Here is a 21,779-nt window from a genome sequence, read left to right as displayed (position 1 = left end):
TAATGGGATTTTTTTTAGTCTTCATTTTCTAATTTAAATATTTCTTCAACCGAAACTTTAAAATAACCAGCCAATTTTAAAGCTAATACTGTTGATGGAACGTATTTTGCTTTTTCCATAGCATTTATAGTTTGGCGACTGACTTGAATTTGTTTAGCCAATTCTTCTTGCGAAATATTATTTATGGCTCGAAGTACTTTTAAATTATTCGTCATCGTTTATGGATTTATTAAGTTTATAAATCATATAATGAAATCGTATGATAAAAAATAAAAGTAAAGTAAACATATTGTAAAATAATACATTCAAATAGGGTAAGCCATATATAAATAATGTAAAGAAAATAACGATTCCATAATTTAAATATGTCGCCCATACTAAACTTTCATATCTAATTTTTGAAATATATTCATCTTCGTTTTTTGTTTTTGAAAATCCAACTAAAATACCGCCAACAATTATTCCTACTGTAAGAATTTCATCAACGATACTATTTTTTATAAATTTAAAAAATCCTGGTATTTCCCCTATACTATCTTGGTAAATTGAAAATACAGTAATGTTTAAATAATCATCTGTAGATTTATTAAAAACAGAGATAAAAAGTGTTCCTAAAACACTGAGAACAAATATTAACCAACCTGTATTTTTAAATTGATTAGGAAATAAAAAATGTGTTTTCATATTTTATATATTTATAATTCAATTCAAAAGTAAAGTTTATTTTACATATAGACAAATAAAATTTACTAAAAGTATGATTTATTTTACTTTTTTTATATTTCATAAATTTTCGTATATTTAATAGTGTTGTAAAATTTAATGCGAAAGTTATGTTGGTAAAAGTCTATGGAAGTGCGGTGTTTGGAGTTGAAGCATCAAAGATTACAGTAGAAGTAAATATTGATAAAGGGGTTGGGTACCACTTAGTAGGACTTCCAGATAACGCTATTAAAGAAAGTAGTTATCGTATAGCAGCAGCGTTGAAAAATAATGGCTACCAACTTCCAGGTAAGAAAATTACTATCAATTTAGCGCCAGCCGATTTGCGTAAAGAAGGTTCTGCTTATGATTTGACTTTGGCAATTGGAATATTAGTAGCGTCAGGGCAAATAAAAGCAGACGACATTGATAAGTACATCATTATGGGTGAATTGTCTTTAGATGGTGGATTACAACCTATAAAAGGAGCCTTGTCAATAGCTATTAAAGCTAAAGAAGAAGGATTTAAAGGATTTTTTCTGCCCATTCAGAACGTAAAAGAGGCTGCCATTGTTGATCGCTTGGATGTTTATGGGATTGAAAATGTAACGCAGGTAATTGATTTTTTTGAAGGAAAAGAAACTATTGAGCCAACGGTAATTAATACTCGTGAAGAGTTTTATAAAACTTTAGATTTTCCAGAATTCGATTTTTCGGATGTCAAAGGACAGGAATCCATAAAGCGATGCATGGAAATTGCTGCTGCCGGTGGTCATAATATCATTAAAATAGGTTATGATTATACAGTATCATAAATATTTTTTAATTACCTAATAGTCAGATACTTAAAAAATGAATATTTATGTAAAATAAATTGTCATCACATTTTATATAGTTTGCCATTAATAAATAGCATTTCAACATTCATTTTAGATATTATTCTGTTCTTTTCAATATTGGTCAAACGATTTGGGTCTATATTAATGAAAGTGAAAATCCAATTGAGCATGAAGAAGCTTCTTTGGAAAACGTTACAGAATACAATGATGAGTTTTTAGATTATGTTAACACATTAATTAAGCTATTTAAATATGAAGAGTTCGAATCACTCTTCAATGATGAGTGGATAGAAAAACTAAAAATTAACACAGTTGTTGAGCTAAAAAAACATGTCGATGCTTATCTTGTAGGTATTTACAAAGAATATCTTGCACTTGCAAAGAATCCAGAGAAGCACCCAAAAGCACTAAAAGATTTTAAAGATTTGCTTAAAAAAGAGATTTATATTAACCATAATTTGGATATCAATCCAAGAAGCAAATGGGCACAGTTATCACTCATAAAATATAAAAAAACTTATAAAACTGATTATGAAACCGAGATGGGTGATTACTATGAAAACCCCAAAGACTAATCAAATAAATTGTAGTAGAAGATATTATACCATTTATAAAGTATGTTGTTCTTTTAGTTCATAAAGAATTAATGCAACGCACTAAAGAAGTTAGGTTAGAAAATTTAAAGGGATTTATTGAGGTTTATTCAATAATTAAAGTCGAATCTAACTAATACACTTGTAGTTTATTATAATTTAATTCGATAAATTCTTTCAAAACACCCATGTTGATATTGCTCTCTGTATGTGGTTCAAATATTCTATCAATGGGTATTTCCCATCTTAAAGCTTTAATAGTTTTTTCATCAACAATGTCAATGTTGATATTAGTCTTTACTGCTCTTATCTTTAATGTTTGCTTTTTATCTAAAATAACAAAGGTTTTATTGTTGTAATGTGCTTCATTAAAGATTGCATTACCTTGATTTATTTTCTGTAGATAGTTATTTCCGTGAACATTAAATTCAATTGAGATAATTGTAAACCTTTTACCATGTAAAAGAACTTGTATGTTTTTCACAAAAATATTGATGTATTTTTTAAGTAGTAATTTGTTACTCTCTATGTTAGATATATTAGAATTTATAACAAATTCTATATCATTTAACTCTTCATTTCTAATAGATTGAGCAGTTTCTATTTTTGCTTTTTCATTTTTTAATTGTTTAATACTATCATTAAGATTTTTTATTTTTACTTCAAATTTTTTAAAGAAACCTTCTTCAACAGAATCTGGATTGTTAATAAACACATCATAGCGTTGGATTTCCTTTTTAACTCTTTCCTTTAACTCCTTTTCTTTAAACTCTAGGTTTTCAAGAGCATGCTTTTGTCTAATGCTTTCTTCCTTAGGGTCGTTCTCAACAATTTGTTTTGCTAATAGTTCTAAATCACTTTTAATTAATGTCCATATAGCACCGTCTAACATAGACATACTAAATGCTTGGGTATTTTTACATTTTAAAGGAACACTTCTACTGCCACATCTATAAGTGTGTTTAATAAGACCTTCTTTTATTCGATAGTCACCTAAAAAAGATTTACCACAAGAAGGACAAACTAACAGTTTTGCTAAAAGTGTCACATGTTTTATAGATTTATCAACGGTGGTGTTTTTTTGTTTTAATTTTTGTTGAACTGCATCAAAAGTCTCTCTTGGAATTATTGGGTCACCATAATATATTTCGTTATTTGATGAGTGGTATTGTTCTTCACTATCATCAAATTTGTACATAGGATTTTTCCATTTGTTATTGGTTATTTTGGAACCAGTATATGCTTCTTCCTTTAGTAATTTATTAATATTTCTTTTTGAATGTGTATATTTTGGATAGTTTAACTCAATACACTTCAAATAAATTCGATTGATTGACACTTCCTTTTCGCCTTCAATACCATTTAAATACCAATTATATATTTTTCTTACTATATCTGCATTATGTTCATGATGAACTAACTTGTTTTGTTTAGTTTCCGTAAGTTCTCTTTGGTATCCAAAAAGCAGTTTACCCGAAATAGAGAGCCCCAAAGCCATTAATCTTTTCTTCTCTCTAGAAAATCTCATTTTTTTCTGAGTTATCTCAGTTTCAGCGAAAATTCCAAACAAACTGAACATCATTTCACCTTCAGTTGTAAGTTTATTTTTTTCGTTAAGTAGTTTAAAATCAGTATCTTTTAGGAATAATTGAACTTTATTTTTTACTAACCAGTCCTTTATAACATGTAGTGTACTTTGACGTCTAGCCAACCTCGAAATTTCTGTCGCAAAAACGGTGTTGTATTCGGGGTTTTCCTTTATGAAATTGAACATTTCATTTGTACCAGACCTTTGGTCAAGGCTTATTAGACCGCTTTCTTTGGTCTGAATAATTTTGAAGTGCTCGTATCCCTTTTTCTTTGCGAAATCTTCTAAATCAATTATTTGAGCGTCAAATTCCTGTATCTCAGTAGACACTCGCACAAGTAACACCGCATGACTATTTTCCATAAGTAGCTATTTTACAGGCAAATATACAAAACATTATGATACTGTATAATATATACCCTTTTTAATATTAATCGGTCCGCCAGGATCAGGTAAAACGATGTTAGCAAAAAGATTACCAAGTATCTTGCCACCAATGACTTTGAAAGAAGCACTTGAAACAACTAAAATACATTCGGTTGCGGGTAAAATAAAAGATGCGGGATTAATGAGTCAAAGACCTTTTCGGAGTCCCCATCACACTGCCTCATCTGTTTCATTAGTCGGAGGTGGTAGTTATCCCCAGCCTGGTGAAATATCGTTATCCCATAATGGTGTACTTTTTTTAGATGAGTTACCCGAGTTTAAACGAGAAGTTCTTGAAGTAATGCGCCAACCCTTGGAAGACAGAGAAGTAACTATTTCTAGAGCAAAATTTACTATTACTTATCCTTCGTCTTTTATGTTGGTGGCGAGCATGAATCCAAGTCCGAGTGGCTTTTTTAATGATCCAGGAGCTCCTGTTAGTTCTTCTCCAATGGAGATGCAACGTTATTTGAGCAAAATTTCGGGACCACTATTAGATCGTATTGATATTCATGTTGAAGTGACTCCGGTGCCATTTGAAAAACTGACAGAAACGCGCAAAGCTGAAAGCAGTGTTGAAATTAGAAAGCGAGTTACGATGGCTAGAGAAATCCAAACCAAGCGTTTTGAAGAGTTAGAAAATGTTCATTACAATGCACAAATGAGTTCAAAATTAGTTAGAGAATATTGCAATCTGGAACCAGTTTCACTGGAATTATTAAAAAATGCCATGGAAAAACTTAATCTCTCTGCAAGAGCTTACGATAGAATATTAAAAGTTTCCCGAACCATAGCTGATCTAGAAGCTTCTGAAAAAGTTGAATCGATGCATATTGCTGAAGCGATTCAGTATCGAAGTTTAGATAGAGAAGGGTGGCTGGGTTAGAATTAATTAGCATAATAATTTTATTTTTCTTGTGAAATGGAATCGTCTTTTGCAAAAAGGATTGCAATATTATTTGTAGTTTTGCATAACTATTTAATAAAACACACAAAATATATAAATTATGAGTTCATTTGACGTAGTCATCATAGGTTCTGGACCTGGCGGATATGTTTCAGCAATTCGTTGTGCCCAATTGGGTTTCAAAACCGCAATAATCGAAAAATATTCTACTCTTGGAGGTACTTGCTTAAATGTTGGTTGTATTCCCTCCAAAGCATTGTTAGCTTCTTCACATCATTTTGAAGAATTACAACATTTTGCCGATCACGGAATTGAGGTTTCTGGAGAAGTAAATGTAAATCTTGAAAAAATGATTTCGCGCAAGCAAGCAGTTGTTGATCAAACAAGTGGTGGCGTTAAGTTTTTAATGGACAAAAATAATATTACAGTTTTGGAAGGTTTAGGATCATTTTTAGATGCTACTCATGTTGCTGTTACTAAATCAGACGGTAAGTCTGAAACTATTGAAGCTAAAAATATCATTATTGCAACAGGTTCAAAACCATCTACTTTGCCATTTATTAAGTTAGATAAAGAGCGAATCATTACTTCAACGGAAGCTTTAAAATTACCAGAGGTTCCTAAACACCTTGTTATTATTGGTGGTGGAGTAATCGGTATTGAATTAGGTCAAGTATATTTACGATTGGGAGCTCAAGTTTCGGTTGTTGAATATTTAGATCGTATCATTCCAGGAATGGATGCTGGTTTATCTAAAGAATTGACCAAAGTTTTGAAAAAACAAGGAATGAAATTCTATACTTCACATCAAGTAAAATCAGTTACTAGAAAAGGAAAAGTGGTTACTGTTCAAGCTGACAATGCTAAAGGAGAAACAGTTTCATTAGAAGGAGATTATTGCTTAGTCGCTGTAGGTCGTCGTCCATATACCGACGGATTAAATGCAGAAAAAGCAGGAGTGAAGCTTACAGAAAGAGGAATGGTAGAGGTAAACGATCATTTGCAAACTAGCGTTTCTAATATATACGCAATTGGAGATGTGGTTCGTGGAGCAATGTTGGCTCACAAAGCGGAAGAAGAAGGAACTATGGTTGCCGAAATATTAGCAGGTCAAAAACCACATATTGATTACAATTTAATTCCAGGTGTAGTTTATACTTGGCCAGAAGTTGCAGCTGTTGGTAAAACAGAAGAGCAATTAATAGCGGATGGTGTTGCTTATAAAGCCGGAAGTTTTCCTTTTAAAGCTTTAGGTAGAGCTCGTGCAGGTGGGGATACTGATGGATTTGTGAAAATTCTTGCAGATGCAAAAACAGATGAAGTTCTAGGTGTTCATATGATTGGCGCTCGTTGTGCCGACTTAATTGCTGAAGCAGTAACTGCTATGGAATTTAGGGCATCTGCTGAGGATATTTCTAGAATGTCTCATGCGCATCCAACTTTTGCGGAAGCAATTAAAGAAGCTGCTCTTGCTGCTACAGAAGATAGAGCCTTACACGTTTAAAAATCAAAATAATACAATTATAGCCTCAATGATTCATTTAGTCTTTGAGGCTTTTTTAAATATTTTTTACTCAATACATTTTAGATAATCCATAAAGAAATGATCCGGAAAATAGGTTTTTTTATCCACTTCGGATACAAGAGATTCTTTAGCAATATAGTCTATTGATTCTCCTGCGAATTTTATTCTGAAAATAGAAATTGGTGATTTTTTTAATTCTTCCATGGTGTCTTTTAAGAATAGAAAATAGGCACCTAATATTCTGCAGTTTTCATTATTGTTTCTAACAGCGTTACCACAAGTGTCTTGATCTAATCCAATTAAGGTAATAATCTTTCCGTTTTGTAATTGGATGTATATTTTGGATGATTTATCCAAACACTTTGCTGGGATAAAATCAGCACTTTTCTGAATCATTTGCATGTTTAAAGACGGCATTCCATCTGCATTTATTAAAGAAAAGAAAATGGAAGTTTGACTGTTTCCAAAAACTTTTTCATGCATAACATAATCAATTGTTGATCTGTAGGTTCCCAAACTATCTTTAACATTCGAACTGTATTCACAATCTTTTTGTGCAAAAGAAGAAATTGAAATTAGAAAAGTTGCTATAAGTAAACTCTTTCTCATAGGGTATTTATTTTGGTGCAAAGTAAAACTATTTTGTTATTATTCATGTCTGTTGTGAAAAAACAATAGCGATCGCCGCCATCTTTAATTTTCCATTTTTTTCGAATATTTTCAACCGTTTCCGGGAAATTACGAACTGTGACATTTAGTTTAGTGTTTTCAAGATGTTCTTTAATTTCTTTTTTTGAATAGTTTAAATTAGTTTCGATTTTAAAAACTCTTCCCGGAAAATCTATCAAATCATCAGAAGTATATAAATGTGAATTTACTTGTAGCTTGTGTAAAGAAAACTGATTTGCAATTTGGGTAAAACCTCCTGATTTAAGAATGCTACTATTGGGCTCGTACAAATACTTTTTTGGTAAGCTAAAAGAAAAATCGACTTCTGAATCCCATAGGTATTCGAAGGTTTCTGTATTGTTCTTATTGAAGTTGATGCATTTAATAGTTGGATTGCCATTATAATCTTGATGTAGCTCCCATAACAACTCTTTCACTTCATTTTCTACAGCAACAATATGTATTTGTTTTACATTTTGCAATTCGGTTAATCCAGCAGAAATGTCTAATAGAGGTGCAGTTTTTATTAAGATTTTTGAACTGAATTGGTAGTAAAAACTTTGAAGATCAGGAATGTTTGGCAAACAATCTTTAAGCATAAAAACTTTGCCTTTGATGTCATTTCTTCTTGAAGGATCTACATAAATCCAATCAAATTGTAGATTTAAATTTTTTAATGTTTCTGTGCTGTCACCCTCTATGCAAGTAATATTTTCACAATTTAATTGAATGAAATTATGTTTTACAATAGCTGATAATTCAGGGTTTATTTCACAATGGTGAACGTGTTTTATTTTTTTTGCAAAATAATAATCATCAACACCAAAACCGCCTGACAAATCTATTAAAGAAGCACCACTTATAATTTCAGCTTTGTATTTTGCTGTAATTTCTGAGGAAGTTTGTTCCACCGAAATTTTACTAGGATAAATACAATTGATACAATAAAACCAAGTTGGAAGTTTAGTTTTGCTTTTGTTTCGGGCTGCTATTTGATTTAATAATAGTTTATAATCAATCTCTGGAAATGGATTTTTTGCAAACGATAATTTTGTTGCATCTTGATCTGTGTTCTTTATAATGAACTCTTGAATTTCAGGAAGTAGTAACTTGGAAAGATTTTCCATTAGTTATTGAAAATATAATTTAGAATATTCGCTCCCATTTTCAGTGCTTTTTCTCGAACTTCTTTCGGGTCATTATTCACTTCTGCATCTTCCCATCCATCACCTAAGTCACATTCATAGGTGTATAACAATACCAAACGGTTGTTCTCGAAAATGCCAAATGCTTGCGGTCTTTTACCGTCGTGTTCGTGAATTTTAGGAATTCCCGCAGGGAAACTGTAAGGTTTTTGAAAAATAGGATGTGAAGCAGGAATTTCAACTAAATTAGAGTTTGGAAATATTTTCTTGATTTCTCTTCTTAGATATTCATCCAATCCATAATTATCATCAAAGTGAATAAATCCACCTGACAGCATGTAATTTCTTAAATTTATTATCTCGCTATCATTGAAAAGAATGTTTCCATGGCCTGTTGCATGAATGTAAGGATAAGAAAATAAATCTGGACTTCCAGGTTCAACTGTTGCTGGTTTGTTCTTTATTGTAGTATTGATATTTTGATTGCTAAACCGAATTAAATTAGGCAACGAAGTAGGGTTGGCGTACCAATCTCCCCCACCATTATATTTTAATAGAGCAATTTCTTGGGAAAACCCAAATAGTGAAATCGTTAATAAAAGAGCTGTGATGGTTGTTTTCATTTTTTATTCATTTGCAAAAACCACACTATGACATGCTACTATTGCTGCTGTTTCTGTTCTTAATCTTGTATTCCCCAAAGATATTGGAATATAGTCATTGTTCAAAGCCAATTCTATTTCTTTATTTGAAAAATCACCTTCAGGACCAATTAATAGGGTTGTGTCTTGATTTTGAATGATTTGAGATTTTAAAGTATTCTTATTTGTTTCTTCGCAGTGTGCTATGAATTTTGCACCAGTAATTTCTTTCTTTAAAAAATCTTTTAAAATTATTGGCTCGTTTAATTTTGGTAAGTAATAATGAAGTGATTGCTTCATGGCTGATTCAATAATCTTTTGAAAACGTTCTGTCTTTATTATTTTTCGTTCCGAATGATCGCAAATAATTGGGGTAATCTCTTGAATTCCAATCTCGGTTGCTTTTTCTAAAAACCATTCGTAACGTTCATTCATTTTGGTTGGTGCAACGGCTAAATGTAAATGGTATTTTGAAGGTTCTTGTTTATCAAAAGACAGAATGTTTACGGTGCATTTTGAATCGCTGGCTAAAGCAATTTCGGTATTAAATAAAAACCCTAAACCATTGGTTACATGTAAAATATCACCTTCTTTCTTTCGTAATACTTTAATTATATGTTTGCTTTCTTCTTTGTCAAAAACAAATGATTTTTCCAGATCGGTAATATTGGGATTGTAAAATAATTGCATATTAAAATTCTATTCGTGCTTTAGAAATAACTCCAGCATCGTTAAATTTATTTTCTAAATATTTTTGATAGCCAACTATACCAATCATTGCAGCATTATCAGTTGTATATTCAAATTTTGGAATAAATGTTTTCCAGACATATTTAGATTCAGCAGCCTTTAGCGTTTCTCTAATTCCAGAATTTGCTGAAACTCCACCACCTATGGCAATTTGATTTAATCCTGTTTCTGCAACAGCTAATTTTAATTTATCCATTAATATTTCAATAATGGTATGTTGAATTGAAGCGCATATATCGGCTTTGTTTTCCTCAATAAAATTAGGATTTAAAGCAACATTTCTCTGAATGAAATACAGTATTTGTGTCTTAAGTCCAGAAAAACTAAAATTCAATCCTGGCGCTTTTGGTTTCGTGAATTGAAACTTTTTAGGATTGCCTTCTTTAGCAAGTTTATCAATTAAAGGTCCTCCTGGATAAGGAAGCCCCATGATTTTGGCTGATTTATCAAAAGCTTCGCCAACTGCATCATCAGTAGTTTCACCAATAATTTCCATGTCAAAAAAACTAGTAACTTTAACAATTTGGGTATGTCCACCTGAAATGGTTAAAGCTAAAAACGGAAACACCGGTTTGTCATACCCATCTTCATCTATAAAATGTGCCAAAATGTGGGCATGCATATGATTCACAGCTATTAATGGGATATCTAAAGATAAGGCTAGCGATTTAGCAAAAGAAGTCCCAACAAGCAAAGATCCCATTAATCCGGGACCTTGAGTAAAAGCAATTCCGTTTATATCTTTCAAATTAATTCCTGCTTTCTTTAGGGCACTATCTATCACGGGAACAATATTTTGCTGGTGTGCTCGAGAAGCAAGTTCTGGAACTACACCTCCATATTCTTCATGTATTTTTTGTCCCGCAACAACATTTGATAAAACCTTATTGTTTTTTAATACAGCAGCAGCGGTATCATCACAAGAACTTTCAATCGCAAGAATGTAAATAGCATTGTTAGACATGTAGGTACAAATTTTGAATTATATTTGAATAACCGGTTTAAAACGATTATTTTTACATCGATTACAAAAGTAACTATTTTATAGCTTTTTCAATAACAGCCTAGGTATTTTTGTTTTTATGAGAATAGGAATGTCTGCGAATTGTAAGAAATTTTACATATTTTCGTTATTATTAGATATTTCAAATCGAAATAAATTTTGAAAGAACAAATAACCAATACTCGAGTTAATTCTTTTAATAAAATAGCAATTCGTACTATTATTGTGCTTTTGTTACTTTTATTATCACTTGGTATTGCACTTTCATTACCCGTTGTACAAACTAAAATTGCCCAATATTTTACTGAAAAACTAAACAAACAATACGGAACCGACATTTATGTTGATCAGGTTGAAGTGACTCTTTTTGGTGGAGTTCAGCTAAAAAAAGTTTTAGTAAAAGACGAAAAAAAAGATACACTTATCTATGCAAATAGATTGATTACTAGTATTCGTGATTCGAAAACTTTATTGGATGGTAATTTAATTTTTGGAAATCTTACCGCAGATCAATTGACCTTAAATGTAACTACTTACAAGGGTGATAGGGATACTAACTTAGATAAATTTATTGATGCATTTGACGACGGTAAACCATCATCGGGAAAGTTTTTAATGACATCAAACAAAATGACTTTGGTTAATTGTAAATTTAAAGAGGTAGATTACAATAGGGAAATTCCTTTGGATGTTGATTTTACTAAAATAAATGCAGTAGTTACCGATTTTAAGATTGAAGGGCCAAATGTTTATACCAATATTGAATCCATGGCATTTTTGGATCACAGAGGTTTGTATGTTGAAAATCTTTCTTCAAAATTTACCTACACAAAAAAGAATATACGTTTAGAAAATTTAGATTTAAAAACAACTGAATCAAATCTTAAAGGATCTGTAATTTTAAAATACAACAGGAAAGATTTTGCCGATTTTAACAATAAAGTAATCTTTTTGATTTCTACTAAAAACGCTACTTTATCGTCTAACGATTTAAGATGTTTTTATAATGAGATTGGAAAAAATCAGCAGTTTAAGCTAAGTGCAAACATTGTTGGTGCACTAAATAATTTTACTGCTAAAAAACTATATTTAAAAGATACTAAAAATTCAGTAATTGCTGGTACAGTAAATTTTAGAAATTTATTTGCAAAAAAAGGGAAAGGCGAATTTTACATGAATGGTAATTTTTCTAAAGTAAGTTCGAATTACGACAATTTAATTTCCTTATTACCAAATGTACTGGGAAAAAATTTACCGTCAACCGTTAAAAAACTTGGCCAATTTAATCTTAGAGGAAAAACAGTCGTTACAGAAACTAGTGTTTCCGCAGATGTATTGGTAAATACCCAATTAGGCACATTTGGATCTAAATTTATCATGACTAATTTGAACACAATTGATAATGCTTCTTATAAAGGCAGATTAAATTTGGATAACTTCAATTTAGGAAGACTTATAGACAGAGATGATATTGGATATGCAACGCTTCAGTTTGATCTAGAAGGTAAAGGATTCACTGAAAAATATTTAGACACCAAATTTTCTGGATCAGTTCAAAACATAACTTATAATAGTTATAATTACAAAAATATTATTGCTGAAGGAAACTTTAAAAAACCAATTTTTAAAGGTAAGGTAAATGTAAATGATCCTAATTTATTTTTAGATTTTGATGGAATTGTGGATTTATCAAAACGTGAAAAAAATTATAATTTTCATGCAAAAGTTGATTATGCAAATTTAAATCGATTGAATTTTATTAAAGATTCTGTTTCTGTTTTTAAGGGTGATGTAAAGATTAATGTTTCAGGTAATAATTTAGACACAATGAAAGGGGAAGTCGTTGTTTCGAATTCATCCTATCAAAACTCAAAAGACTTATATTTCTTTGATAATTTAACAGCAAGTTCCACTGAAGTTAATGGAGAACATGTTATTACTTTAAACTCATCAAAAGAGCTGAATGGTAAAATTCAAGGAAAATTTGAATTTTCACAAATTCAAAAAATGTTCGAAAATTCTATCGGAAGTTTATACACTAATTACAAGCCACACATATTAAAGAAAGGCCAATACTTAAAGTTTAATTTTACTCAATTTAACGAAATAGTAGAAATATTAAATCCAAATATTAGTTTAGCTTCAAATGCACTTTTAAATGGTCAAATAACTGGAGATACCAATGATTTTAAATTAAAATTCTCTTCCAATACTGTGAATGCATTTAATGTGCATATGGATAATTTTAAAATCGAAATAGATAACAAAAATCCGCTATATAATACTTATGTTCAATCGGATAGCATTGTAACTAAACAATATAAAATAAGAGACTTTTCATTAATTAATGCTACTTCTAAAGACACTTTGGCCTTTAGAACTGAATTTAAAGGTGGAGAAAAAGGAGAAGATTATTTCAATTTAAATCTATATCACACGATTGATTCAAACAACAAAAACATTATTGGTTTTCATAAATCAGATTTAATGTTTAAAAATTTCAATTGGTATATTAATGAAAATGGTAATGATAAAAACAAAATAATTTTCGATAAGAATTTACACACCTTTTCATTTGACGATATAATTGTTTCTCATGAAAACCAATCAATGAAATTAAACGGATCGCTTAGTGGTCCAAAAAATAAAGATTTAGCATTGGAATTCAACAATGTTGATTTGAATAAAATTACTCCAACAGTTGAGCAATTTAAATTTGATGGATTTGTTAATGGTGAAATTAATTTAAAGCAAAATAATTCCGTATATCAACCAACTGCGACACTGCAGATTAATGAGCTTCAAATTAATGAAAATGCATTGGGTAAAATGAGTCTAGATATTATGGGTAATGAAAATTTTTCAAAATTTGAAATTGATTCAAAAATTGAAAATGAAAATTTTAAATCATTTAGTGCTAATGGAAATTTACAAATTATAGATAATGAAACATTAATGGATTTGAATTTAGATTTTCAAAAATTCAATCTTGGAATATTAAGTAATTTGGGAGGAGAAGTGCTTTCAAATATTCGTGGTTTTGCATCCGGAAAAGCTAGAATAAATGGCAATGTGAATGATATTAATTATTCAGGTAATTTATATGTTGATAATGCAGGATTATCAATTCCCTATTTAAATGTGGATTATAAAATTAAAGATAATTCGACAGTAGAGATTACTAAAAATAAGTTTATAGTCGAACCAACTCAAATTAATGATTCTAAATTTAATACAGAGGGTAATCTAAAAGGTTTTATCAAACATAAACAATTTGGAGATTGGGAGTTAGATTTAACTATTGATTCAGACAGAATTTTAGCATTAAATACTGTAGATCATGAAGATGTTGCTTACTATGGAACAGCATATATTAATGGAAATGCTACAATAAAAGGACCAACAAACGGCTTATCTATAAATGTAAATGCTAAATCTGGAAATGGGACAGATATAAAAATTCCAATTAATGATGCAAGTTCTTTAAGTGATAATAGTTTTATTCATTATTTGACTAAAGGAGAAAAATACGGTACCGTAAATAAAGAAACCGAGTTTATTAGAAATTACAACGGACTTCAAATGAATTTTGAATTTGCAATTGAACCCAATGCAAATATTGAAGTTATTCTAAATAAAGATTCAAAACATGGAATGAAAGGCAAAGGAAAAGGAACTTTAAATATGAGTATTAATACACTCGGAAAATTTGAAATGTTTGGAGATTTTCAAGTTTGGGAGGGTTCCTATAATTTTAAATATGGTGGAGTAATTGACAAACAATTTACCGTAAAAAAATACGGATCTATCGTTTGGGAAGGTAATCCATATAAAGCAATATTAAACCTAGAAGCAGTTTCTACCAACATTACTGCAAATCCGGCAGTATTAATTGAAAATGCATCTTTTAACAAGGTAATTCCTGTGGATGTAATTATTGGATTAAAAGGTACAATTACGAATCCAGAACCCGATTTTACAATTAATTTTCCAAATGTAAGTTCGGTGTTAAAATCTGAAATTGAAACTAAACTAGGAGATAAAGATATTAGACAAACACAAGCTTTATACCTTCTTTCCACAGGAGGATTTTTAAGTCAAGAAGGCTTTAGTCAGTCACAAGTAACAAATAGTTTTTATGAAAAAGCAGCATCCATGTTTGGAGATATTTTTAATAATAAAGATGGAAAAATGAATATGGATGTGAGTTATATTCCTGCTGATAGAACCACTTTAAGACCAACTGATGGAAGAGTTGTAGCAAATATTTCAACGCAAATTAATGAGCGAATTACAATAAATGGTAGAGTAGGTGTGCCTACTGGAGGTGTTACAGAAACTGCTATTGTTGGTAATTTTGAAATGCAATACCGAGTTAATGAAGACGGTACATTAAATTTAAGAGTATTTAATAAAGAAAATGATATTAATTATATTGGGCAAGGAATTGGGTATACGCAAGGAGCAGGGGTTTCTTATGAAGTAGATTTTGATACTTTTAAAGAATTGGTAAATAAGATTTTTAACAATACAAAAGTTGAAAGAGCAAAAAAAGAAAAGCTAAATGTAACTCCAGAATCTACTCAAATTTTACCAAATTACATAAAAATGGAAAATGGAAATTCAAAACCAAAAAACTCTAGTTCCCAAAATCAAATTAACAATGAAGGTAAACAAGAGGAAAATTAAAATTTTTAGAAAAAAATATTTATTGATAACTTAAAACTTATCAACGAAAACGATTGAATTATATTGATAATTAGGTTCATTTAACAATATGGCATTTTATATACATATTCTTTGCTAATTTTACATTTTAAAACATAAAAATATGTCAAATACGATAAAAAAAATAGGTGTACTTACTTCTGGTGGTGATTCACCAGGGATGAATGCTGCTATTCGCTCTGTAGTTCGTACCTGTGCTTATCATAATATTGAATGTATAGGTATTTACCGAGGTTATCAAGGTATGATTGAAGGAGATTTTAAAGAAATGGGGCCTCGATCAGTAAATAATATTATAAACAAAGGTGGTACTATTTTAAAATCTGCACGATCTAAAGATTTTATGAGTGCCGAAGGTAGAAAAAAAGCATTCAACAATTTATCGACAGCAGGTATTGAAGCACTTGTTGTTATTGGTGGAGATGGAAGTTTTACAGGGGCTGAAATATTTAATAATGAATATGGATTTCCAGTAATGGGAATTCCAGGAACCATCGATAATGATATATTTGGCACCAGCCATACCTTAGGTTTTGATACCGCATTAAATACAGTTGTTGATTGCATTGATAAGATTAGAGATACTGCAAGTTCGCATAACCGTTTATTTCTAGTTGAAGTTATGGGAAGAGATGCAGGTCATATAGCGTTAAACGCCGGTATAGGAGCAGGAGCTGAAGAAATTTTAATTCCAGAAGAAAATTTAGGCTTAGAACGACTACTCGAATCATTACAAAAAAGTAAAGCATCAGGAAAATCTTCTAGTATAGTAGTTATTGCAGAAGGAGATAAAATAGGTAAAAATGTATTTGAATTAAAAGATTATATCGAAGAAAATTTACCAGAATATGACATTAGAGTTTCGGTATTAGGTCACATGCAGCGTGGTGGATCTCCATCTTGTTTTGATAGAGTATTAGCAAGTAGACTTGGTGTAAAAGCTGTCGAATCAATTATAGAAGGAAAAACTAATTTTATGGTTGGATTGTTAAATGATAAAGTTGCTTTAACACCTTTAGAACAAGCAATTAAAGGATCTTCTGAAATTGATAAAGATTTACTTCGAGTATCCGATATAATGACCACATAAAATATAACTAATTAATAATAACCGGCAATTCAATTGCCTTAAGTAAAATAAAATGTCAAAAGTTAAATTAGGAATCAATGGATTCGGAAGAATTGGAAGAATTGTATTTAGAGAATCTTTCAATAGAGATAATGTTGAAGTAGTTGCAATAAACGATTTATTAGATGTAGATCATTTAGCCTATTTATTAAAATACGATTCAGTTCATGGTCGTTTTGCAGGTAAAGTTGAAGTTAAAGATGGAAAACTTTATGTAAATGACAAAAACATCCGTATCACTGCCGAAAGAAATCCAGCTGATTTAAAATGGAATGATGTAGGAGTTGATGTAGTAGCTGAATGTACCGGTATTTTTACCACTATCGAAACTGCAAATGAGCACATTAAAGGTGGTGCAAAAAAAGTAATTATTTCAGCTCCATCTGCTGATGCTCCAATGTTTGTAATGGGTGTAAATCACTTATCTGCAAAAGCTTCAGATTTAGTTGTTTCTAATGCGTCTTGTACTACAAATTGTTTAGCACCTTTAGCTAAAGTTATTCATGATAATTTCGGAATTGTTGAAGGGTTGATGACTACAGTTCATGCTACAACTTCTACGCAAATGACTGCTGATGGGCCTTCTAGAAAAGATTGGAGAGGTGGTCGTGCTGCAAGTATAAATATTATTCCTTCTTCAACAGGTGCTGCTAAAGCCGTTGGAAAAGTAATTCCAGATTTGAATGGAAAATTAACTGGAATGTCTTTCCGTGTTCCAACTGCCGATGTTTCGGTTGTTGATTTAACCGTGAAAGTTGCTAAAGAAACATCTTATGAAGAAATTATGGCTGTTTTGAAAAAAGCATCTGAAAATGAAATGAAAGGTATTTTAGGTTATACTGAAGATGCAGTTGTTTCTCAAGATTTTATTTCTGATAAAAGAACTTCGATCGTTGACGCAACTGCAGGAATTGGTTTAAATTCAACTTTCTTCAAACTTGTTTCTTGGTATGATAATGAATATGGTTATTCTAGTAAATTAATTGATTTATCAGTTCATATTGCTAGTTTGTAATACTAATTAAAATCCCGTTTCATTAAATTGAAGTGGGGTTTTTTATAATCAAAAATACCAAACCGATGAAATTATTAGTAGATAGCGGTTCAACAAAAGCTGATTGGATTGCAATTGACGAAAAAGGAAAAGTACTATTCACCACACAAACTCTTGGATTAAATCCTGAAGTTTTAGATAAAGAAGAAATTATATCTCGCTTAGAGGATAAATTTGACATATCTCATAATAAAGAAAAAGCTACTCATTTGTTCTTTTATGGTGCTGGTTGTGGGACTGATAGAATGAAAGATTTTCTGGGTATTGTTTTTAAAGAATATTTTACTAATGCATTAATTTCTGTACACGAAGATACTTTTGCAGCAGTTTATGCAACAACTCCAAAAGACGAAAAAGCAATAGTTTGCATACTTGGAACAGGTTCAAATTGCAGTTATTTTGATGGAAAAATATTACATCAAAAAGTTCAATCTTTAGGTTACATTGCCATGGATGATTGCTCTGGTAATCGTTTTGGACGTCATTTATTAAGAGGATATTACTTTAATAAAATGCCTAAAGAGCTGGCCTTAGAATTTGAAGAAGAGTATAATTTGGATGCTGATTATATAAAAAATAATCTATATAAAGAGCCCAATCCAAATGCTTATCTAGCAACATTCGCTAAATTTTTAATCAAGCACAAGGATACGGAGTTCTGCAAAAAATTTATCTACGCTGAAATGGAAGAATTTGTAGAAAATTACATTTTGCAATTTGAAAACTATACAGAAGTTCCAGTTCATTTTATTGGTTCTATAGCTTTTTATTTAAAAGAAGAATTAGAACAAATATTAACAAAGCACAACATAAAAATTGGTAATGTTTTACGAAGACCAATAGATGGTTTAATTGCTTATCACATTATGAATAAATAATAAAAAAACCTGATTATTAAATCAGGTTTTTTTTATGAATATATTATTTCAATTACTTTATAGCAATCATTGAAATTTCAACATTTACTCCTTTTGGAAGTCCGGTAACTTGAACGGTTTCTCTTGCTGGAGCTGAATTTTCATCAAAATATTTACCGTAAACAGAATTTATCCGAGTAAAATCATTCATGTTCATAATGAAGATTGTAGATTTTACAACATTTTCAAATGTCATCCCAGCAGCTTCAAGAACTGCTTTCATGTTTTGCATTACTTGATTTGTTTCGGTTTCAATATCATCAAGAACTAACTCCATTGAAATTGGGTCTAATGCAATTTGACCAGATGTATATAGGGTGTTACCTAATAATACTGCTTGATTATATGGCCCAATTGGTGCAGGGGCTTTATCTGTTTTTATAATTTTTTTCATATAAATTTATCTTAAAATACGATCAGATTGATTTCGTTTATCCCATTTAATATCACTAAGTACACTTGCTTTAATACCTATAAAGAAGCCCCAATAGGATTGTCCAAATGGTGACCAATTAAAGCTCATATTCCAACTTAATAAATCTCTATTTAATCTAAATTGAGTAAAAGTCACACCTTTTCTTACAAAGTCATATCCCGTAGAAACACCTATTTTCCATCTAGGTGTTAAGTCCGTATTTGCAGAGATCATTAACGAATTACTCACAATTTTCTTTTCATCAAAGTTATTCGAGTATGTAATTGAATAGGCAAAAGTCATATCCCATGGAATTTTGGCATTATAAAAGCCGGTAAAACCATCTTCTTCGCTATCATTATTTGCAAATTGATTATTTCTATTATCATTTATTTCAGTATTGGTTCCAAATAAATCATCATCTCGACCACCATTAATGGCGCCTTGAATGTTCTTTTTGTTTTTATCATCATTAGAACTTGAAACAGAATAATTAATAGTCATGTTTGCACTCGTCATTCTGAATAAACTTCCACCTTCATCAATATTAAATGAATTTATTCGAGTTTTGTTATCTTTATTTAGAGCATAAGGATCTAAAGTAGAGGCAAAGTTAATATTCATCTTTTGCTTAAACAACATTATTCCGCCACTCAATCGCATTGGAGACCATCTTAAAGAGTCGGAAGAAACATCATAACTTGTTGTTAGATTTAAATTATTTAATAACATTATTTTCTTTGGTTCTGTTTTTGTAGAATCTTTATCTCTAACTTTTGCTTCAAAGGTGTTGTTTATATTAAAACCAATATTGTTTGAATAGTTTATCCCAGGTGCTCCATAAATTCCTGTTTCAAAACGAGTATATTGGGCAGTTCTACCACTAGCATCCATTGCATAAGTATCATAGTATTTTTCAAAACTAGGTGTATAGGAATGGCTAATAGAAGGACGCATTACATGGCGAATGGATTGTATTTTTTTAGTGCTACCAAAATTAAAAGTTCCATAAATATTTGTTGTCAAACTATTTGATACAGAATAAGTTCGAAATGAATCAAAACCATTTACATCAGTATTTATTACAGAATTTGTAGATGTAGAAAATTCTTTTCTAATGGTATTTAAAGTCCAAACTTCATTGTAATTTAGAGAAGTAGAAGCGCTAAAATATTTAAATAACTTAAAGTTGGTATTTAACGGAATACTATGTTGAAATCCTACTTTAGCTCCAGAAAACATTTCTTTTTTAAAGAAAAATTCGTCGGAAGTAGTAATTTGATTTTCACCCCTTAGATTATATTGGAAATTTATATTTTTTATAAAACCTTTTTTTATTCCGTTTTTTCCAACTAATGGATAAACTCTATCAACACTAGCTTGTAATGATGGCAAGGTCATGTTAATTTGATTTGTTTGTGAATTTTGAGAATGGGTTGCTGTTAGCGAAAAGTTTATCTGCGGAATAGTATTTATTGTTTTTGAATAGGATATAGAAGAACTTAAAGTATTATTTAAATTAGATCCAATATTTGCAAGGTTAATTGATTGTTGGAAATATTGACTGCTTCCTAAATTTACAGATGCGGAGAATCTTGAGTTAGGATTTGATTTAGGATCTTTACTATGAGACCATTGAATATTATAAATCTTACTTTTTGCATAATCTGGATATCCTCTTTCGCTAGTAATTAGATTTTCAAATCGAATATTTACGCGCCCGTTAAATTTATATTTATTGGCGTAATTTGATTCAAATCGAGCAGCATAACTTCCGTTTGTATAATAATCTCCTAGAACTGCTAAATCATATTTATCACTTAATGCAAAATAATATCCACCGTTTTGTAACGCATATCCTCTTTCATTACTTTGACCATAACTTGGAGGTATAATTCCAGATTGGCTATCTTGGGTAATTGGAAAAAAGGCAAAAGGCAAAGCAATTGGTGTAGGTACATTTTCAATCCATAAGTTTGTGGTACCAAGAACCACTTTTTTACCTGGTACAAACTTCATTTTATTAACTAAAAAATAAAACTCCGGATCGTCAATATCTTTAGAAGAGGTAATACGAGCACCTTTCATAAAATATATGGAGTCGTTTTCTTTTTTAGCGATTTTAGCTTTGATGTTTAATTCATTTTGTGAGGTTCTTGAATTCCAAATTAAAGCTTTTTTAGTTTTATAATTAAATCGTATTGAATCGGGTTCAATAATATTTGAACCCTGAGTGAACTTAGGTATTTGGATATAATTTCCAGCAGAATCTTTTAGTCGTCCTGCATAAACTTCATTTTTTTGATAATCAAAAACAATTATGCCTGCTTTTAAATTATAATCAAGGTAATTTAATTCCGCTTCATTTTCCAGTGTAATTAGTTTTTTCTTTTGATCAAACTTAGCATATTTCTTAGCTTTATATTTTACCTTTCCTTCTAATACAGACTTAACTTTCTTTATTGAATCAACCTTTATTGTGTCAATTTTTTCAACCTTTAAATTATTGTTTGCTGGAGGAATTTCTGGCTTAATAGTTTGATTTTTAGCAGGGAAACTAGTAGTCGGTTTTTTTGTTTCTTGACCAAATACTGTTTGATTCCCAATTGTTAGGAAGTATGCTGATAAAACGATATAAAATAAGTTTGTGTGCAAAAGTTTAAATGCTATTTTTGTAAAATAAGGTTTGCTTTTTGGCAAGCCAAACTTACATATAAATTCTGGTCAAAAATAGTCAAATAATAATTT

16 protein-coding genes and 2 pseudogenes are annotated in these 21,779 nt (G+C 30.4%); 8 read left to right on the top strand and 10 right to left on the bottom strand.

Annotated elements, in window-relative coordinates; genetic code table 11:
* Window positions 1-14 precede the first annotated feature (14 nt).
* Both ABWO08_RS06970 and ABWO08_RS06965 read right to left on the bottom strand, forming a co-directional pair.
* On the bottom strand, window positions 15-215 hold the full coding sequence (locus ABWO08_RS06970) for a helix-turn-helix transcriptional regulator (RefSeq protein ID WP_353084631.1): 201 nt from the start codon (window positions 213-215) through the stop codon (window positions 15-17).
* The gene (locus ABWO08_RS06965; RefSeq protein WP_353084630.1) at window positions 205-684 is read right to left on the bottom strand and encodes a hypothetical protein; all 480 of its coding nucleotides are present in this window, start codon (window positions 682-684) and stop codon (window positions 205-207) included. Before ABWO08_RS06965 ends, ABWO08_RS06970 begins: the two co-directional genes overlap by 11 nt.
* Before the next feature lie 149 nt (window positions 685-833).
* On the opposite strand from ABWO08_RS06965, the pseudogene ABWO08_RS06960 reads away from it, so the two are divergent.
* Window positions 834-1,496: pseudogene (locus tag ABWO08_RS06960) on the top strand (magnesium chelatase domain-containing protein); the annotation flags it as partial.
* Window positions 1,497-1,723: 227 nt separating this feature from the next.
* Window positions 1,724-2,116 (top strand): hypothetical protein, encoded by a 393-nt coding sequence (locus ABWO08_RS06955; RefSeq protein WP_353084628.1) that lies wholly within the window; start codon window positions 1,724-1,726, stop codon window positions 2,114-2,116.
* Between the two features lie 151 nt (window positions 2,117-2,267).
* On the opposite strand, the gene ABWO08_RS06950 is transcribed toward ABWO08_RS06955, so the two are convergent.
* On the bottom strand, window positions 2,268-4,085 hold the full coding sequence (locus ABWO08_RS06950; protein WP_353084626.1) for a recombinase family protein: 1,818 nt from the start codon (window positions 4,083-4,085) through the stop codon (window positions 2,268-2,270).
* A 61-nt stretch (window positions 4,086-4,146) separates the two neighbouring features.
* Between ABWO08_RS06950 and ABWO08_RS06945 the strand changes: the two are divergent.
* Both ABWO08_RS06945 and lpdA read left to right on the top strand, forming a co-directional pair.
* Window positions 4,147-5,034 (top strand): annotated as a pseudogene (locus ABWO08_RS06945) (YifB family Mg chelatase-like AAA ATPase); the annotation flags it as partial.
* A 121-nt stretch (window positions 5,035-5,155) separates the two neighbouring features.
* A complete protein-coding gene (lpdA, locus tag ABWO08_RS06940; protein ID WP_353084624.1) occupies window positions 5,156-6,559 on the top strand; it encodes a dihydrolipoyl dehydrogenase in 1,404 nt (467 codons plus the stop codon).
* Between the two features lie 66 nt (window positions 6,560-6,625).
* Here lpdA and ABWO08_RS06935 read toward each other — a convergent pair whose 3' ends face one another.
* From ABWO08_RS06935 to tsaD, 5 genes are read right to left on the bottom strand one after another with little or no spacing between them, the layout of a single operon-like run.
* Window positions 6,626-7,189: a hypothetical protein gene (locus tag ABWO08_RS06935; protein WP_353084622.1), complete on the bottom strand. Its 564-nt coding sequence runs from the start codon at window positions 7,187-7,189 to the stop codon at window positions 6,626-6,628.
* On the bottom strand, window positions 7,186-8,376 hold the full coding sequence (locus ABWO08_RS06930) for a class I SAM-dependent methyltransferase (RefSeq protein ID WP_353084619.1): 1,191 nt from the start codon (window positions 8,374-8,376) through the stop codon (window positions 7,186-7,188). Before ABWO08_RS06930 ends, ABWO08_RS06935 begins: the two co-directional genes overlap by 4 nt.
* Window positions 8,376-9,017, bottom strand: coding sequence for a DUF4159 domain-containing protein (locus ABWO08_RS06925; RefSeq protein WP_353084618.1), 642 nt, complete (start codon window positions 9,015-9,017; stop codon window positions 8,376-8,378). The genes ABWO08_RS06930 and ABWO08_RS06925 overlap by 1 nt, the downstream gene beginning before the upstream one ends.
* A 3-nt stretch (window positions 9,018-9,020) precedes the next feature.
* Complete coding sequence (locus ABWO08_RS06920; RefSeq protein ID WP_353084616.1) at window positions 9,021-9,725, bottom strand: 16S rRNA (uracil(1498)-N(3))-methyltransferase; 705 nt, start codon at window positions 9,723-9,725, stop codon at window positions 9,021-9,023.
* 1 nt (window position 9,726) lies between these two features.
* The gene (gene tsaD, locus ABWO08_RS06915) at window positions 9,727-10,749 is read right to left on the bottom strand and encodes a tRNA (adenosine(37)-N6)-threonylcarbamoyltransferase complex transferase subunit TsaD (protein WP_353084615.1); all 1,023 of its coding nucleotides are present in this window, start codon (window positions 10,747-10,749) and stop codon (window positions 9,727-9,729) included.
* Window positions 10,750-10,947: 198 nt separating this feature from the next.
* Here tsaD and ABWO08_RS06910 point away from each other — a divergent pair, with 198 nt between their 5' ends.
* The 4 genes from ABWO08_RS06910 (at window position 10,948) to ABWO08_RS06895 (ending at window position 18,577) form a co-directional block, all read left to right on the top strand.
* Entirely contained in the window at window positions 10,948-15,477 is a 4,530-nt protein-coding gene (locus ABWO08_RS06910) for a translocation/assembly module TamB domain-containing protein (protein WP_353084612.1), read from the top strand.
* A 142-nt stretch (window positions 15,478-15,619) separates the two neighbouring features.
* The gene (pfkA, locus tag ABWO08_RS06905; protein ID WP_353084610.1) at window positions 15,620-16,606 is read left to right on the top strand and encodes a 6-phosphofructokinase; all 987 of its coding nucleotides are present in this window, start codon (window positions 15,620-15,622) and stop codon (window positions 16,604-16,606) included.
* Window positions 16,607-16,658: 52 nt separating this feature from the next.
* A complete protein-coding gene (gap, locus tag ABWO08_RS06900) occupies window positions 16,659-17,660 on the top strand; it encodes a type I glyceraldehyde-3-phosphate dehydrogenase (RefSeq protein ID WP_353084608.1) in 1,002 nt (333 codons plus the stop codon).
* Between the two features lie 65 nt (window positions 17,661-17,725).
* Window positions 17,726-18,577 (top strand): N-acetylglucosamine kinase, encoded by an 852-nt coding sequence (locus ABWO08_RS06895; RefSeq protein WP_353084606.1) that lies wholly within the window; start codon window positions 17,726-17,728, stop codon window positions 18,575-18,577.
* A gap of 52 nt (window positions 18,578-18,629) precedes the next feature.
* On the opposite strand, the gene ABWO08_RS06890 is transcribed toward ABWO08_RS06895, so the two are convergent.
* Both ABWO08_RS06890 and ABWO08_RS06885 read right to left on the bottom strand, forming a co-directional pair.
* Complete coding sequence (locus ABWO08_RS06890; RefSeq protein ID WP_353084604.1) at window positions 18,630-19,010, bottom strand: RidA family protein; 381 nt, start codon at window positions 19,008-19,010, stop codon at window positions 18,630-18,632.
* Between the two features lie 6 nt (window positions 19,011-19,016).
* A complete protein-coding gene (locus ABWO08_RS06885; RefSeq protein WP_353084602.1) occupies window positions 19,017-21,686 on the bottom strand; it encodes a putative LPS assembly protein LptD in 2,670 nt (889 codons plus the stop codon).
* Window positions 21,687-21,779 lie beyond the last annotated feature (93 nt).

The organism is Flavobacterium sp. (genome assembly GCF_040383245.1).
GTDB lineage: Bacteria > Bacteroidota > Bacteroidia > Flavobacteriales > Flavobacteriaceae > Flavobacterium.
This window is presented reverse-complemented; position numbering and strand designations above follow the sequence as displayed.